This window comes from Chryseobacterium sp. CH25 (genome assembly GCF_004119455.1).
Classification (GTDB): Bacteria; Bacteroidota; Bacteroidia; order Flavobacteriales; family Weeksellaceae; genus Chryseobacterium.
In genome coordinates, this window is the sequence record NZ_NRQT01000003.1 from 20447 (window position 1) to 33169 (window position 12723).

Consider the following 12723-nt stretch of genomic DNA (forward strand, 5'->3'; position numbering starts at 1 on the left):
ATCTATCTTGGGATCTCTATTCCTTCTAAAATCTGTCGGATAATTTCATCTGCAGTAAGTCCTTCCATTTCTCTTTCCGGAGAAACGATCACTCTGTGTCTTAATACTGCATAGCTTGCTTCCTTAATATCTTCAGGAGTTACGAAGTCTCTTCCTCTTAATGCAGCAAAAGCTTTGGAAGCAGTAAGAAGTGCTAATGAAGCTCTAGGTGAAGCTCCCAGATACAGGAATTGGTTTTCTCTGGTATTGATGATAATCTTAGCAATATATTCCATCAGATGAGTTTCTACAATGATTTCTTTAACCAAATGTTGATAACTCTTCAGTTGTTCTGCCGTAATAACATGATTTACCCCTTCTGTTTTATCTTCTTTTTTACTTTCGTGCTGATTTTTAATGATCGCAATTTCCTGCTCAAGGTTAGGATAGCCTACATTAATTTTGAATAAGAAACGGTCTAGCTGCGCTTCAGGAAGCCTGTACGTTCCTTCATGCTCTATCGGGTTTTGAGTAGCTACCACCAGGAATGGTTCCTCCATAATGTAGCGGGTACCATCCATTGTGATCTGCCTTTCCTCCATCACTTCAAATAATGCGGCCTGAGTTTTTGCCGGAGACCTGTTGATCTCATCAATTAATATAAAGTTGGAGAAAATGGGACCTTTTTTAAATTCAAATTCAGAATTTTTAACACTGAATACTGAAGTTCCAAGGATATCTGAAGGCATTAAATCCGGTGTAAACTGAATTCTACTGAAGCCTACATCAATAGTTTTTGCTAATAGTTTTGCAGTAATAGTTTTTGCTACTCCCGGGACACCTTCAATTAAAACGTGACCGTTTGAAAGTAATGCAGCCAGAAGGTGTTCTATCATGTTCTCTTGCCCCACAATTACTTTTCCTATTTCTGCTTTTACCTTATCCAGGCTTGCACGAAGCTCTATCATATCAATTCTTGACTGAAATTGATCTTCGTTTTTATTTAGATTGATAGAAGGTTGATTTTCTATGTTTGGGTTATCTGGATTTTCCATAATTTTTATTTTTTGGTTGGATAGGACTTCGTTCTATCTTTGGCTAAATCGTCCCTTTGGGACTCTTATTTTAATATCTCGTCTAGAAGTTTATTGATTTTTGCCAGATCTTCTTTCATTACACTTGCGTATGGATCTTGTGCCTTTCTGATAAGATGAATTGCGTCATTAATCATTTCAATAGGCTTTCCTGTTTTCAGCTGTAGCTTCTTGGCAAATTCTTCGTCTATATTTTGAGTGTCAATCAAAAGATCCATTCTTACTTTATTCAGGAAATATTGGGCTTTTTTGGCCATCATATCATGAAAATCACCTTCCTGAAGATAAAGATTTCCGATGCTTTTCACAAAATCTAGTGAAGTATTTCTCAATGGTTCTATCACAGGTACAATTCTCTGTTTTCTTTTTGCATTAAAGAAAATAAAGAGGATGAGTCCCCCCAGAAATACCCACCAAGCATATTTCAAGGCTGGATTCCCCAATACGAATCTCATAAAGAAACTTGAAGCTTTGGTATTACTTTCCACAAACCAAATGGTTTCACGATCCGGAAGATAAGAGAAGACATCCTGTGTATATCTTACATTTCCGGGTTTCAACAGGTAATAGTTGGTCAAGAAAAGTGGCTCACTATGAACATAGAAGTTTCCTTTTCCGAATTTTACTTTGATAAAGTTAGCCTGATCCGTATTTTTATTCTCTACCGTTTTCCCAAGCACTTCAACTCCAGGTTTGATAAATGAAAATCCTCTTCCTGATGGAAACTTATCCAACTGAATGAAGTCATTCTTATATTTTTTATCTGTAAACTTCAGCACATTCTCTTCTTCAAAAGAAATTTCTGAATCATAAAACCCTATACTGTCTGAAACTTCTTTAGGCATACGGCTTATCACCAGCATGGCTTCAGATCCTTTTGATACCTGATCTATAATTTTCTTCCAGGATTCTGTATCAATCTCAGTTTCTATAACCACAATATTGTGGTTTTCTTTTTTATGTTGGTTATAATATTCGTAAGGAGCCTGATTGATCTTCTTCAGATTATTTTTAAAAAGATCTTTAGCTTCGTTATCAAAAACAAATAGGCCAAACGGTGACTTTTTGTTGACATCAAAGTTTTTACGCCAGTCAGTCGTCTCTTTTTTATTTACTTCAAGCAACGCCAAAATAACCATCACAACGATGAAGATCACAGCATATATTCTGAAAGTCTTATTCATGGTTAATTAGGTTATGGTTTAAATGCCTGGAATTGATTTTTAAATTTCTGATAGCTCTGTTCATCAATATTGAACTCTCCGTACCATACATAATCGAAGATATAGGACAGATCAAAGAATTCATTTTTAAGATGGACTGCTCTTAATTCTGCTACATAATCTTTATTGGTCTTTTCAGGATTCCAGTTAATCAGTTTTTTATCACTTAATTTTTTAAGAATGAATAAGAATTGATAGCGAACGGCAGAACGATAATCTCCTGCATGTTCAAATTTTGCAATACTTTCAGGGAAGTTGATTTCATGGATATTTTCATGAAGTTCTTCTACATTCAGGTTCATCTTCTTGTTCTTTTTACCGAAAATAAAATTCCCGTCTTTTCCAAGAATATACTTAATGATAATATACAAAAGAAAGCCTACCAAAATAATTGCGAAAAGTCTTACAAGTGCTACCGTTACTTTGGAAGATTTTTCAAAGACCGTTTTTCCAAAAATACTTCTGAAAATTTGGTCTATTTTTCTCATCAGTTTCTCCCAAAAGGATTCTCTGGGTTTTGACACGCTATAATCAAATTCATTTCCTTTATATCTTGACGGAACGTTCTTCTTAAATTCTTTAGGATATACTGTATTTTCCGAAACCGGGTTCTTTGCCAGCACAGAATCTGCCCGCAGCATATTATGATAATGCCCGGTTGTATACAGTGAATCTGTCATATAATCATCGTCCTGAGCTTTCACAAAGCTTAGGGAGCAGATTAATACTATGAAAAAAAGAATCTTATTCATTAATTCCGATCGTATCTATTTCTTCCAGTTCTACTTTCTGATGAAGATCTGTTCTGCTGTCGTAATACATCAATCCAGAGTTCACATACAACAGATTGGAAAGGAAAAATGAAAGCAGCATTGATATTCCATAGAAAACAAAAAATGCAATCCCAAAAGCCCCTGTGAAAGGGTTTTGCTCAAAATTTCCATCAGGTGTGGTTGTAAGTACTGAACCATAGAAAAAGATCATCGGAATATAAGTAAATACAGAACTCACCATAGACATTATAATAAACATCACAAAAGCAGCCCCCCAATATTTCCAGTAAGGAGATTTTTCGCTCCCGTTAGGATAAGAAAACTGTGAACGGATAGAGTAGCTTAAACTTTCTATAAATCCTCTGTTTGAATTAAAATAATCATACATCAGAAATGTAATCACATTAAATAATGTAGGATAAACAATCATGACAAGAAAAATCCCGATAAGGATAAAAATCAGAAGATAGGAGAACCCTATAAGAAATAATGATAAAGGGATTACAATAAATGTCATCCCAAGACATAATTTAGCAATTCTGCCTATATTTTCTTTAAAATCACCTAAAATCTCATCTGTCTTTATATTCTTTGCTCCATTAGCAATTCTTTTCAGATAAAAGACCGGATAAAGGTAATTGATAATCGCCAGAATCATAAAAAGCAGAAATGTAAGCACTCCTACCCCTATCAGCATTCCGGCATTCTCTGAGAAGTACCTTTCAAAGTAATAGGTATCTCCTCCCATATTGGATCCGAAAATTTGAGAAAAAAGTTCTTTATATCCGAAAATAAAAACCGTTACCATTAAAATCAACAGCAAACCATTGATCAGGATGTAGTTTTTAAAGTAATTCTTTCCATATAATTTGAAAAAGTTGAAACTGTCACTGATGAAAGTTCCAAAGTCTCTTTTTTTATAAAATTGTATCATTGATGTGTTTATTAGTTTTTTTATAAACAATGGAAGGGTATATAAAATAATAAAAACCTATCATTGCCAGTGAACCGAAAATAATAATCAAATTCAAAATCAGGGGCATCCTCAATGCATGCCTTGTTACGTATCCTTCTATAATCCCTGCACAAATAGTAAAGGGAACAGTACTTAAAAATATTTTAAATGAGTCTTTAAATCCTTTTTTAAAAGAATTAAACCTTGAAAATGTTCTCGGAAATAAAATAGAAGCCCCCAGAATTAATCCGCACATGGCTTCCACTACCATCGCAAAGATCTCAAAAACACCATGCAGCCATATTCCTCTTGCGCTGTCCTTCAAAGCTCCATAGTCGTAGAAAAAATATTGAAATGCTCCCAGCATAACACTGTTTGAAAGTAACGCAAACAATGTTCCTACCCCCCCAAAGATTCCAAAAATATAGAGTTTAGCACCTACCTGAATATTATTGAAAATAATCCCAATAGTACTTCCCCATGTGGAACCACTTTCGTACACTGCAACAGCATTTCCTTTTTTGATATTCTCAATCGTTTCATTCATATATGCTTCTCCATTGGGTATTGCAACCGCTAAGAAGGTTTTATCATAAATGGCAGAAAGTACCCCTATTAAAGTAAATAAAATGAAAAAAGCAAAAGCATACATAAGGTATCTCCGATACTGATGCATCAGCAATGGAACTTCTGTTTTGAAAAAATAAACGAATCTGTTCTCCTCTACTCTTTTTGTTTTATAAATCTTCTGGAAAATCTGAGCAGACAAGTGATTCAGGTAAACAGTAGTATTACTTTTGGGATAATACGTCTGGGCAAAAGAAAGATCATTGATCAGATTGATATACAACGAAGACAGGTCATCAGGATTTTTTTTAATTTTCCCTTGAATAACCTGTTCTATTCCCAACCATTTTTCTTTATTTTGTTTAATGAAATAAACTTCTCTCATAATTGTTAAGGCTAAAATAATAAAAAATATGTCTCAAATTGCGATAAATACCTCACAAAATGTAAATATTAATTTTACCATTGCAGGCGTAGGAGAAAGAATGCTTGCCTTCATTATCGACCTTCTGATCAGGATTGCTTATGTAGTGATTATCCTGTATTTGTTCTTTAATATTTTCGATTTAGGGTATCTATTAGACGGTCTTGATGAATGGTCTATAAAAGCAGTGTATATCATTCTTACCTTTCCTACTTATATTTATCCTCTTGTTCTGGAAAGCCTGATGGAAGGCCAGACTCCCGGAAAAAAACTTATGAAAATAAAAGTAGTAAAAATTGATGGCTACCAGGCAAGTTTTGCTGATTATATGATCCGCTGGGTTTTCAGGATTGTAGATGTTTCATTTGCCGGAGTGATAGGGTTTATTTCGATGATTGTTTCCAAAAACAACCAGCGTCTGGGAGATATTGCTTCCGGAACTGCAGTGATTTCTTTAAAAAACAACATCAACATTTCCCATACAATCCTTGAGAATATTAATGAAGACTATATCCCTTCTTTTCCTCAGGTAATTGCTTTGAGTGATAACGATATGAGAATAATCAAAGATAATTATACTAAAGCCGTAAAAATGGATGACCGCCAGATTATCAATAAGCTTTCTAACAAGATTAAAAGTATTCTGAAACTGGAAATAGACCCGACAAAAATGACGGAAAAACAGTTTATTAATGTAATTATTAAAGACTATAACTATTACACCGGAAAGGATAATTAAGAGACGATTGAAACGAATACGTTATATCAGTCCTTATAATTTTCGTATCTTTATTAGCAATAAAGCACTTTATCATGAAATTTGAAAACAACAGATCCGGAAACGGCGGAGTTCTTACCCTTAATAATGAGATAAAAGAAGTAGGAAGATTAACCTATACTATTTTCCCGGAAGATCAAAAACTGATTATCTCTTTTGTTTTGGTACATCCTGAGTTTGAAGGAAGAGGAATGGGAAAATATCTGGTAGAAGAAGCCATTAAGTTTGCAAGGGAAAATAACTGGAACGTTTATCCTCACTGTTCTTATGCCAGAGCTGTCATGATGAGAATGAAAGATGTAGAGGATATTTTCTTAAAGAGCTAAGACATCCTTCACTAAAATTTCTTCAATATTATCCGGATAATCTACTTTCAGATGATGATCCGAAGCCACCCACTCCATAATTTCCTGCAGGTTTAGTACCTTGGAATTTGGAATTCCCATCTTATCGAGAGCACAAGCATTACATTCCTGTTCATACTGGTTATGAATAGGAATTACAAATAGTTTTTTATCCATAAAAAGTGCTTCAGCAGGAGTTTCGAAACCGGCATTGCACAGAATACCATCACATCCTTCAAAATATTTCAGATATTGAGTTTCATCAATAGGAAATACTTCAACATTTTTCACTTTAACCTGTACTTTACTGTATTTTGAAAACACTTTCCATTCTACCGGAATTTTCCTAAGAACTTTAATTATATTTTCATCTGCGAAACTTGGAAGATAAACAAGATAATAGCCTTGTTTGTATGGATTAAGATTTCTGATCTTTCTTCGGATAACAGGTTTTTTGATCTGTGGATGATAATTTTCAAAATGGAAACCAATCTTTCTTTCGCTGGGAACATAATATTTTAAAATCATTTCTCCCAGAAAATCTTTCTTTTCAGGCTTAGGGGTTTCTGCAAAACTCATAGATGCCTGATGACTCAGTTCAATCATGGGCAGTTTCTTTAATTTTGAAGCCCAGCCTGTCAATGGTTCATAATCATTAATGATTAAATCGTATTGAGAAAGTTCTAAACTTCTTATTGTTTTTGCTGCATCAATGAATTTATTGTCTGTAAATGTTTTTCGGTAGGATAAACCGCCTGTTTTGTTATAAAGAAGGGAAATACCTCTATGCTGGAAATTAATATCAAAATCAGCCTTTAATTGCGATTGATGTCCACTGATGAGGGTATCCACCGAAGCATACTTTTTAAGTATCGGAATAATCTCCTGTGCCCTGGCCACATGTCCGTTTCCGGTACCCTGAAATGCATACAAAATTTTCATTAAGTAAAATTAGTTACAATTTTTAAAAGTTCAGAATTATCCATCTCCTGGATTTCTTCTGCTTCATCATCTTTTAATAAATGTTTATGATCATCATAATAAAAGATCTTCCATTCCTTATCATGATATTCCAATGCTGACAGATTTTCAATCCAATCCCCGGAATTTAAATATGTACAGGATCCTTTTTTATTAACAACCTCCCGAATCTGTGGTTGGTGAATGTGTCCGCAAACAACATAATCATATTGGTTATCAATAGCCAGTTCAGAAGCAGTGAGTTCAAAGTCACCAATGTACTTTACCGCTTTCTTCACATTATTTTTAATTTTTTTTGAAAATGAATATTTTTCTTTACCCATTTTCTCCAAAAACCAATTCACTACATTATTGATGATAATTAAAAGGTCGTATCCCTTGCCGCCAAGTTTGGCGATCCATTTGGAATGCTGGACTGATGCATCGAAAACATCTCCGTGAAAGATCCAGGTTTTCTTCTGGTCAATAGTCAGGCAGATTTTATTACATACTTTAAGTTTTCCCAATTCGAAATCGGTAAACTTACGGAACATTTCATCATGATTTCCTGTAATATAATAGACATCTGTATTCTTGGTAGCAAATGAAAGGATCTTTCTGATCACTTTCAAATGAGGTTTAGGGAAGTAAGACTTTTTGAATTGCCAGATATCAATGATATCACCATTCAAAACCAAAGTTTTAGGCTGAATAGAATTGAGGTATCTCAGCAATTCCTTAGCCTTACATCCATAAGTTCCCAAATGAACATCCGATATGACAACTAACTCTACGTTTCTTTTCATCCGTATATTTTTCAGCTTTTTAATTTGCCGGACGGAACGCCTATTATTTCCGAATCGAAAATATGCTAAGGCATTTCATAGTTTTTTACAAAGAAACTAATTGAAAGTTAACTGTATATGAATGCTATATTATTTTTTATAGAGAGTTCATGAGCTCTTCTGTGATTTCCATGTTGTGGTAAACGTTTTGCACATCATCGTCATCCTCGAAGCGCTCAAGCATTTTCATATTTGCTTTGAACTGTTCTACATTCACCTCCTTAGTATTGTTTGGAATTCTTTGTAGTTCAGCACTCTTCGCTTCAATTCCAAGCTCATCTAATTTGTGAGATAAAGAACCGAAATCTTCAAAAGCAGTAGTAATCATTACTTCTTCTTCATCTTTTTCTACATCTTCAGCTCCACCATCAATCATTTCCATTTCAAAATCATCCCACTCCATTTTCACTTGCGCTAAATCGATTGTAAAAATTCCTTTTCTGTCGAAGATAAATGCAAGTTCACCATTTTTACCAAGGTTTCCGTCAAACTTGTTGAAAACAGCTCTTACGTTAGCTACCGTTCTTGTAGTGTTATTTGTAGTACATTCTACAAAGAAAGCAACACCTCCCTGTCCGTATCCTTCGTAAGTAATTTCTTCATAGTTTTCAGCATCTGCACCACTTGCTTTTTTAATTGCTCTTTCTACGTTATCTTTAGGCATGTTTGCCCCTTTAGCGTTTTGGATACATCTTCTCAATGCCGGGTTAGCTTCCGGATCTGTTCCGCCAGCTTTTACTGCCAATGCAATATCCTTACCTATTTTAGAGAAAGTTTTGGCCATTTTATCCCATCTGGCCATTTTAGAAGCTTTTCTATATTCAAATGCTCTTCCCATTTTTAAATTTTAAATTTTCAACAAAATTACTCAAAAGTCAACAAAAAAAAATACCTCCAAAAAAATTGGAGGTATTCATTATTTAGAAAAATTAATTATTTTTTCTTTTTAGCAACAGCTTTTTTCTTAGCTGGAGCTTTTTTAGTTGCTTTTTTAGCAGTAGCTTTCTTAACTGGAGCATCAGCGTAGTCTTTCTTAGCGATAGCATTCCACTCAGCTTCGTTTTCGATAGCTTTAACAACTACTTTTCTGTCTACTTGTCTTTCAGCATCTGTAGCTTTAGCAGAAACTGTAGCTTTAGTAGCACCTACACCAACAGATTTAAGAGCGTTAGCATCTACACCTCTTGAATCTAAAGCAGCAACTACAGAAGCAGCTCTTTCTCTAGATAATTTCAAGTTGTAAGCAGCAGCACCTTTAGCATCAGTTCTACCTTCTAATAGATAGTTACCTCCGTCTTTCTTGATGATAGTAGCAGCAGCATCTAAAGCATCTTTAGATTCAGCTTTGATAGTAGCTTTGTTGAAATCGAAGTAAACGCTCTTCAATTTAGTTTCAACATCGATAGCAGTTTGACCTTTTGGTTTAGGACATCCGTTGTATTCTGGAAGACCTGGAACAGTAGGACAAGCATCGTCTTTATCAAGGATACCGTCACCGTCTGTATCTGGCCAAGGACAACCTTTGTTTTCAGCAGGACCTGCTACTGTAGGACAAGCATCGTCTTTGTCGATAACACCATCACCGTCAGTATCTGGCCAAGGGCAACCGTTGTTTTCAACTGGACCAGCTACATCTGGACATTGATCGTCTTTATCTGGAACTCCGTCACCGTCAGTATCAGGACATCCTTGGAATTCAGGTAAACCTGGAGTATCTGGACAAAGATCATCTTTATCTAGGATACCATCCTTATCTCTATCTCTGTTTCCGAATCTGAATAAGATAGAAGCAGAAGCTTGCCAGAAGTTAGCAACAGTAGATTTATCACCTGGAGTTGATACATAATCTCCTTGGATACCAAGACCGAAGTTTTTAGTTACCCAGAAGTTAGCACCAGCACCTGTAGCTACTGCAAAGTGGTTAGCTTTACCGTTCTCGTTACCGTCTTTTCCGTTTGGTACGTTAGCGTCTAATACATTTCCATTAGCATCAAGACCATTCTTAGGGAATGATTGTCCTGTATAGTCATGTCTTAGGTAGTTAGCACCAACTCTTAAATATGGATCAAACCAAGATTCTTCGTTCCATAAAAGACCTGCACCGTGAGCCTGGAAACCTAGACCTGTCATTAGGAAAAATTCTTTCCCCATGTTGAATCTTTTGTTTTCAACATTTCCAACAGAAGTTTGCCAGTCAATTACTAAACCTTTACCAACGTTTCTAGCAACTGTTAACTTAGATAATGGAGGTGTAATAGAATAGCTGTTCATATTGAACAGATTCTTCGTTAAATTTTTCGCAGAGAACGTATTACTGAAACCTGCACGTGCAGCTACATGGTTTTCAGCGTGAGCACCAACTCCGATCAACCACGGATTGTTGGTAGTCTGTGCGAAAACAGTAGAGGCAACAGTAAGCGCCAATGCTGAAATTCCTAATTTTAGATTTTTCATAGAATTAAATGATTAAATAATTGATAATGCAAAATAAATATAATTTTTCTTTATATACAAAGTTTTTCAAATGATTTTTAACTTTTCTTTAATATTCTGTCCAGGTTCCGCTTATTTTCTCTATCTTTAATGGCCTCTCTTTTATCGAAAAGCTTTTTCCCTCTACCCAGTGCTATCAGCACTTTTGCTTTCCCTCGATCAGTGATATATAATTTCAAAGGTATAATCGTGTTCCCTGCATCTTTTAACTTTTTTTCAAGTTTTTGCAATTCTTTTTTGTGCAAGAGCAATTTTCGTTCCCTTTTTGTTTTATGGTTGTAAAAAGTTCCCAATTTATACTCATCAATCATCATGTTGATGATGTATAACTCCCCATCAATAAACTGACAGAAGGATTCTGTGATGGATGCTTTGGAAGAACGTAAAGATTTTATTTCTGTACCCGTCAAAACCATTCCGGCTTCGTATTCTTCAAGAATTTCATATTCAAAACGGGCTCTCCTATTTAATATATTAACTGTTTTCTCAATCTTCATCATTTTAAAATTTCGTTAATGAAATATATAAAAAATACCATACATTTAAAAACTTGACTATTATATTATTACAAAATACCCAAATTCTTTTCGTATTTTTGCGCCAAATTTACAAAACTATATGTTAACAGTATCTAACTTATCTTTACAATTCGGGAAAAGAGTTCTTTTTGACGAGGTAAATATTATGTTTACCAAAGGAAACTGCTACGGGATTATCGGAGCAAACGGGGCGGGAAAGTCTACATTCCTTAAAATATTAACAGGAAAGCAGGATCCTACAACAGGTCACGTATCTCTGGAACCAGGGAAGAGAATGTCTGTTTTAGAGCAGGATCACTTTGCTTTTGATCAGTATACTGTTCTTGAAGCTGTATTAAGAGGTAATAAAAAATTATTTGAGATAAAGGAGGAAATGGATGCGTTATACGCAAAAGAAGATTTCTCCGATGAAGACGGAATTAAAGCAGGCGAACTAGGTGTAATCTATGATGAAATGGGAGGATGGACTGCAGAATCTGATGCACAAACCATGCTTTCAAATGTAGGTATCAAAGATGACATGCATTGGCAAATGATGAGTGAACTTGAGAACAAGGACAAAGTAAAAGTTCTTTTGGCTCAGGCTCTTTTTGGTAATCCTGATGTATTGATTCTGGATGAACCTACCAATGACCTTGATATTGACACCATCTCTTGGTTAGAGGATTTCCTTGCTGATTATGAAAACACAGTTATCGTAGTATCTCACGACCGTCACTTCTTAGACACGGTTTGTACGCACATCGGTGACTTAGATTATGCTAAACTTAACCTTTATACGGGTAACTACTCTTTCTGGTACCAGGCATCTCAATTAGCGACAAGACAAAGAGCTCAGGCTAACAAGAAAGCTGAAGAAAAGAAAAAAGAACTTCAGGATTTCATTGCCAGATTCAGCTCTAACGTTGCTAAGGCTAAACAGGCTACTGCAAGAAAGAAAATGATCGACAAATTAAATATTGACGATATTAAACCTTCTTCAAGAAGGTATCCGGCTATCATTTTTGAAATGGAAAGAGAAGCAGGAGACCAGATCCTTGATGTAAAAGGTCTTGAAAAAACGAAAGACGGAGAATTATTATTCTCTAATGTTGACTTAAACCTTAAAAAGGGAGATAAAGTAGCAGTACTTTCTAAAAACTCTTTAGCAATCACTGAATTCTTTGAAATTCTGGCTGGAAATGTTGAAGCAGATAAAGGAACTGTTGCTTGGGGAGTTACTACAAACCAGTCTCACATGCCTTTAGATAACACTAATTTCTTCCAGGAAGATTTAAGCCTAGTTGATTGGTTAAGACAATTCACTAAAAACGATGAAGAGCGTCACGAAGAATTCGTAAGAGGATTCTTAGGAAGAATGTTATTCTCTGGTGATGAAGCGTTGAAATCTTGTAAAGTACTTTCCGGAGGTGAAAAAATGAGATGTATGTTCAGTAGAATGATGCTTCAGAAAGCTAACGTTCTTTTATTAGATGAGCCTACCAACCACTTAGACCTTGAAAGTATTACAACTTTGAACAACTCATTGTCTAACTTCAAAGGAAATCTTTTACTGGCTTCTCATGACCACGAAATGTTGTCAACTGTCTGTAACAGAATCATCGAATTGACTCCTAACGGAATCATTGACAGAGAGATGACCTACGACGAGTACCTTGCTGATAAAAAAGTAAAAGAATTAAGAGAAAAAATGTATTCTTAATCATTAAAGCTTTTATCTATAAAAACAAATAGCTACTCTTTTCAGGG

The 12723-nt window shown here is 35.1% G+C and carries 13 protein-coding genes; 3 read left to right on the plus strand and 10 right to left on the minus strand.

Going from position 1 to position 12723, the window contains the following annotated elements:
- Positions 1-2: 2 nt before the first annotated feature.
- The 5 genes from BOQ64_RS08240 to BOQ64_RS08260 all read right to left on the minus strand — a co-directional run bounded on the left by BOQ64_RS08240 (position 3) and on the right by BOQ64_RS08260 (position 4976).
- Positions 3-1034, minus strand: a complete 1032-nt coding sequence (locus BOQ64_RS08240) for an AAA family ATPase (RefSeq protein WP_185147068.1) — start codon at positions 1032-1034, stop codon at positions 3-5.
- Between the two features lie 65 nt (positions 1035-1099).
- Complete coding sequence (locus tag BOQ64_RS08245; protein ID WP_129057677.1) at positions 1100-2257, minus strand: hypothetical protein; 1158 nt, start codon at positions 2255-2257, stop codon at positions 1100-1102.
- A gap of 11 nt (positions 2258-2268) precedes the next feature.
- Positions 2269-3048: a DUF4129 domain-containing protein gene (locus tag BOQ64_RS08250; protein ID WP_129057678.1), complete on the minus strand. Its 780-nt coding sequence runs from the start codon at positions 3046-3048 to the stop codon at positions 2269-2271.
- The gene (locus tag BOQ64_RS08255) at positions 3041-4003 is read right to left on the minus strand and encodes a DUF4013 domain-containing protein (RefSeq protein WP_129057679.1); all 963 of its coding nucleotides are present in this window, start codon (positions 4001-4003) and stop codon (positions 3041-3043) included. The genes BOQ64_RS08250 and BOQ64_RS08255 overlap by 8 nt, the downstream gene beginning before the upstream one ends.
- Positions 3987-4976, minus strand: coding sequence for a stage II sporulation protein M (locus tag BOQ64_RS08260; protein WP_129057680.1), 990 nt, complete (start codon positions 4974-4976; stop codon positions 3987-3989). The genes BOQ64_RS08255 and BOQ64_RS08260 overlap by 17 nt, the downstream gene beginning before the upstream one ends.
- Before the next feature lie 28 nt (positions 4977-5004).
- Here BOQ64_RS08260 and BOQ64_RS08265 point away from each other — a divergent pair, with 28 nt between their 5' ends.
- Together BOQ64_RS08265 and BOQ64_RS08270 are read left to right on the plus strand one after the other, a co-directional pair.
- Positions 5005-5754: an RDD family protein gene (locus BOQ64_RS08265; RefSeq protein WP_129057681.1), complete on the plus strand. Its 750-nt coding sequence runs from the start codon at positions 5005-5007 to the stop codon at positions 5752-5754.
- 74 nt (positions 5755-5828) lie between these two features.
- A complete protein-coding gene (locus tag BOQ64_RS08270) occupies positions 5829-6119 on the plus strand; it encodes a GNAT family N-acetyltransferase (RefSeq protein ID WP_129057682.1) in 291 nt (96 codons plus the stop codon).
- Here the strand turns inward: BOQ64_RS08270 and BOQ64_RS08275 are convergent.
- From BOQ64_RS08275 to smpB, 5 genes are all read right to left on the minus strand, one after another.
- Positions 6108-7079, minus strand: coding sequence for a glycosyltransferase family protein (locus tag BOQ64_RS08275; RefSeq protein WP_129057683.1), 972 nt, complete (start codon positions 7077-7079; stop codon positions 6108-6110). The two genes, BOQ64_RS08270 and BOQ64_RS08275, sit on opposite strands and share 12 nt — an antisense overlap.
- Entirely contained in the window at positions 7079-7903 is an 825-nt protein-coding gene (locus BOQ64_RS08280; RefSeq protein ID WP_068940214.1) for a UDP-2,3-diacylglucosamine diphosphatase, read from the minus strand. Before BOQ64_RS08280 ends, BOQ64_RS08275 begins: the two co-directional genes overlap by 1 nt.
- A gap of 136 nt (positions 7904-8039) precedes the next feature.
- Positions 8040-8780 (minus strand): YebC/PmpR family DNA-binding transcriptional regulator, encoded by a 741-nt coding sequence (locus BOQ64_RS08285; protein WP_129057684.1) that lies wholly within the window; start codon positions 8778-8780, stop codon positions 8040-8042.
- Between the two features lie 95 nt (positions 8781-8875).
- Entirely contained in the window at positions 8876-10396 is a 1521-nt protein-coding gene (locus BOQ64_RS08290) for an OmpA family protein (RefSeq protein WP_129057685.1), read from the minus strand.
- 77 nt (positions 10397-10473) lie between these two features.
- Complete coding sequence (gene smpB, locus BOQ64_RS08295; RefSeq protein WP_041462062.1) at positions 10474-10932, minus strand: SsrA-binding protein SmpB; 459 nt, start codon at positions 10930-10932, stop codon at positions 10474-10476.
- A 121-nt stretch (positions 10933-11053) separates the two neighbouring features.
- Between smpB and BOQ64_RS08300 the strand changes: the two genes are divergently transcribed.
- Positions 11054-12676, plus strand: coding sequence for an ABC-F family ATP-binding cassette domain-containing protein (locus tag BOQ64_RS08300; protein WP_129057686.1), 1623 nt, complete (start codon positions 11054-11056; stop codon positions 12674-12676).
- Positions 12677-12723 lie beyond the last annotated feature (47 nt).

What these genes read in the sequence shown, in the direction of transcription:
- BOQ64_RS08260 (WP_129057680.1), bottom strand. Translation starts at nt 4,976, where the DNA reads ATGAGAGAAGTTTATTTCATTAAACAAAATAAAGAAAAATGGTTGGGA.
- BOQ64_RS08240 (WP_185147068.1), bottom strand. Translation starts at nt 1,034, where the DNA reads ATGGAAAATCCAGATAACCCAAACATAGAAAATCAACCTTCTATCAAT.
- BOQ64_RS08270 (WP_129057682.1), top strand. Translation starts at nt 5,829, where the DNA reads ATGAAATTTGAAAACAACAGATCCGGAAACGGCGGAGTTCTTACCCTT.
- BOQ64_RS08255 (WP_129057679.1), bottom strand. Translation starts at nt 4,003, where the DNA reads ATGATACAATTTTATAAAAAAAGAGACTTTGGAACTTTCATCAGTGAC.
- BOQ64_RS08265 (WP_129057681.1), top strand. Translation starts at nt 5,005, where the DNA reads ATGTCTCAAATTGCGATAAATACCTCACAAAATGTAAATATTAATTTT.
- BOQ64_RS08300 (WP_129057686.1), top strand. Translation starts at nt 11,054, where the DNA reads ATGTTAACAGTATCTAACTTATCTTTACAATTCGGGAAAAGAGTTCTT.
- BOQ64_RS08245 (WP_129057677.1), bottom strand. Translation starts at nt 2,257, where the DNA reads ATGAATAAGACTTTCAGAATATATGCTGTGATCTTCATCGTTGTGATG.
- BOQ64_RS08285 (WP_129057684.1), bottom strand. Translation starts at nt 8,780, where the DNA reads ATGGGAAGAGCATTTGAATATAGAAAAGCTTCTAAAATGGCCAGATGG.
- BOQ64_RS08290 (WP_129057685.1), bottom strand. Translation starts at nt 10,396, where the DNA reads ATGAAAAATCTAAAATTAGGAATTTCAGCATTGGCGCTTACTGTTGCC.
- BOQ64_RS08275 (WP_129057683.1), bottom strand. Translation starts at nt 7,079, where the DNA reads ATGAAAATTTTGTATGCATTTCAGGGTACCGGAAACGGACATGTGGCC.
- BOQ64_RS08250 (WP_129057678.1), bottom strand. Translation starts at nt 3,048, where the DNA reads ATGAATAAGATTCTTTTTTTCATAGTATTAATCTGCTCCCTAAGCTTT.
- BOQ64_RS08280 (WP_068940214.1), bottom strand. Translation starts at nt 7,903, where the DNA reads ATGAAAAGAAACGTAGAGTTAGTTGTCATATCGGATGTTCATTTGGGA.
- smpB (WP_041462062.1), bottom strand. Translation starts at nt 10,932, where the DNA reads ATGAAGATTGAGAAAACAGTTAATATATTAAATAGGAGAGCCCGTTTT.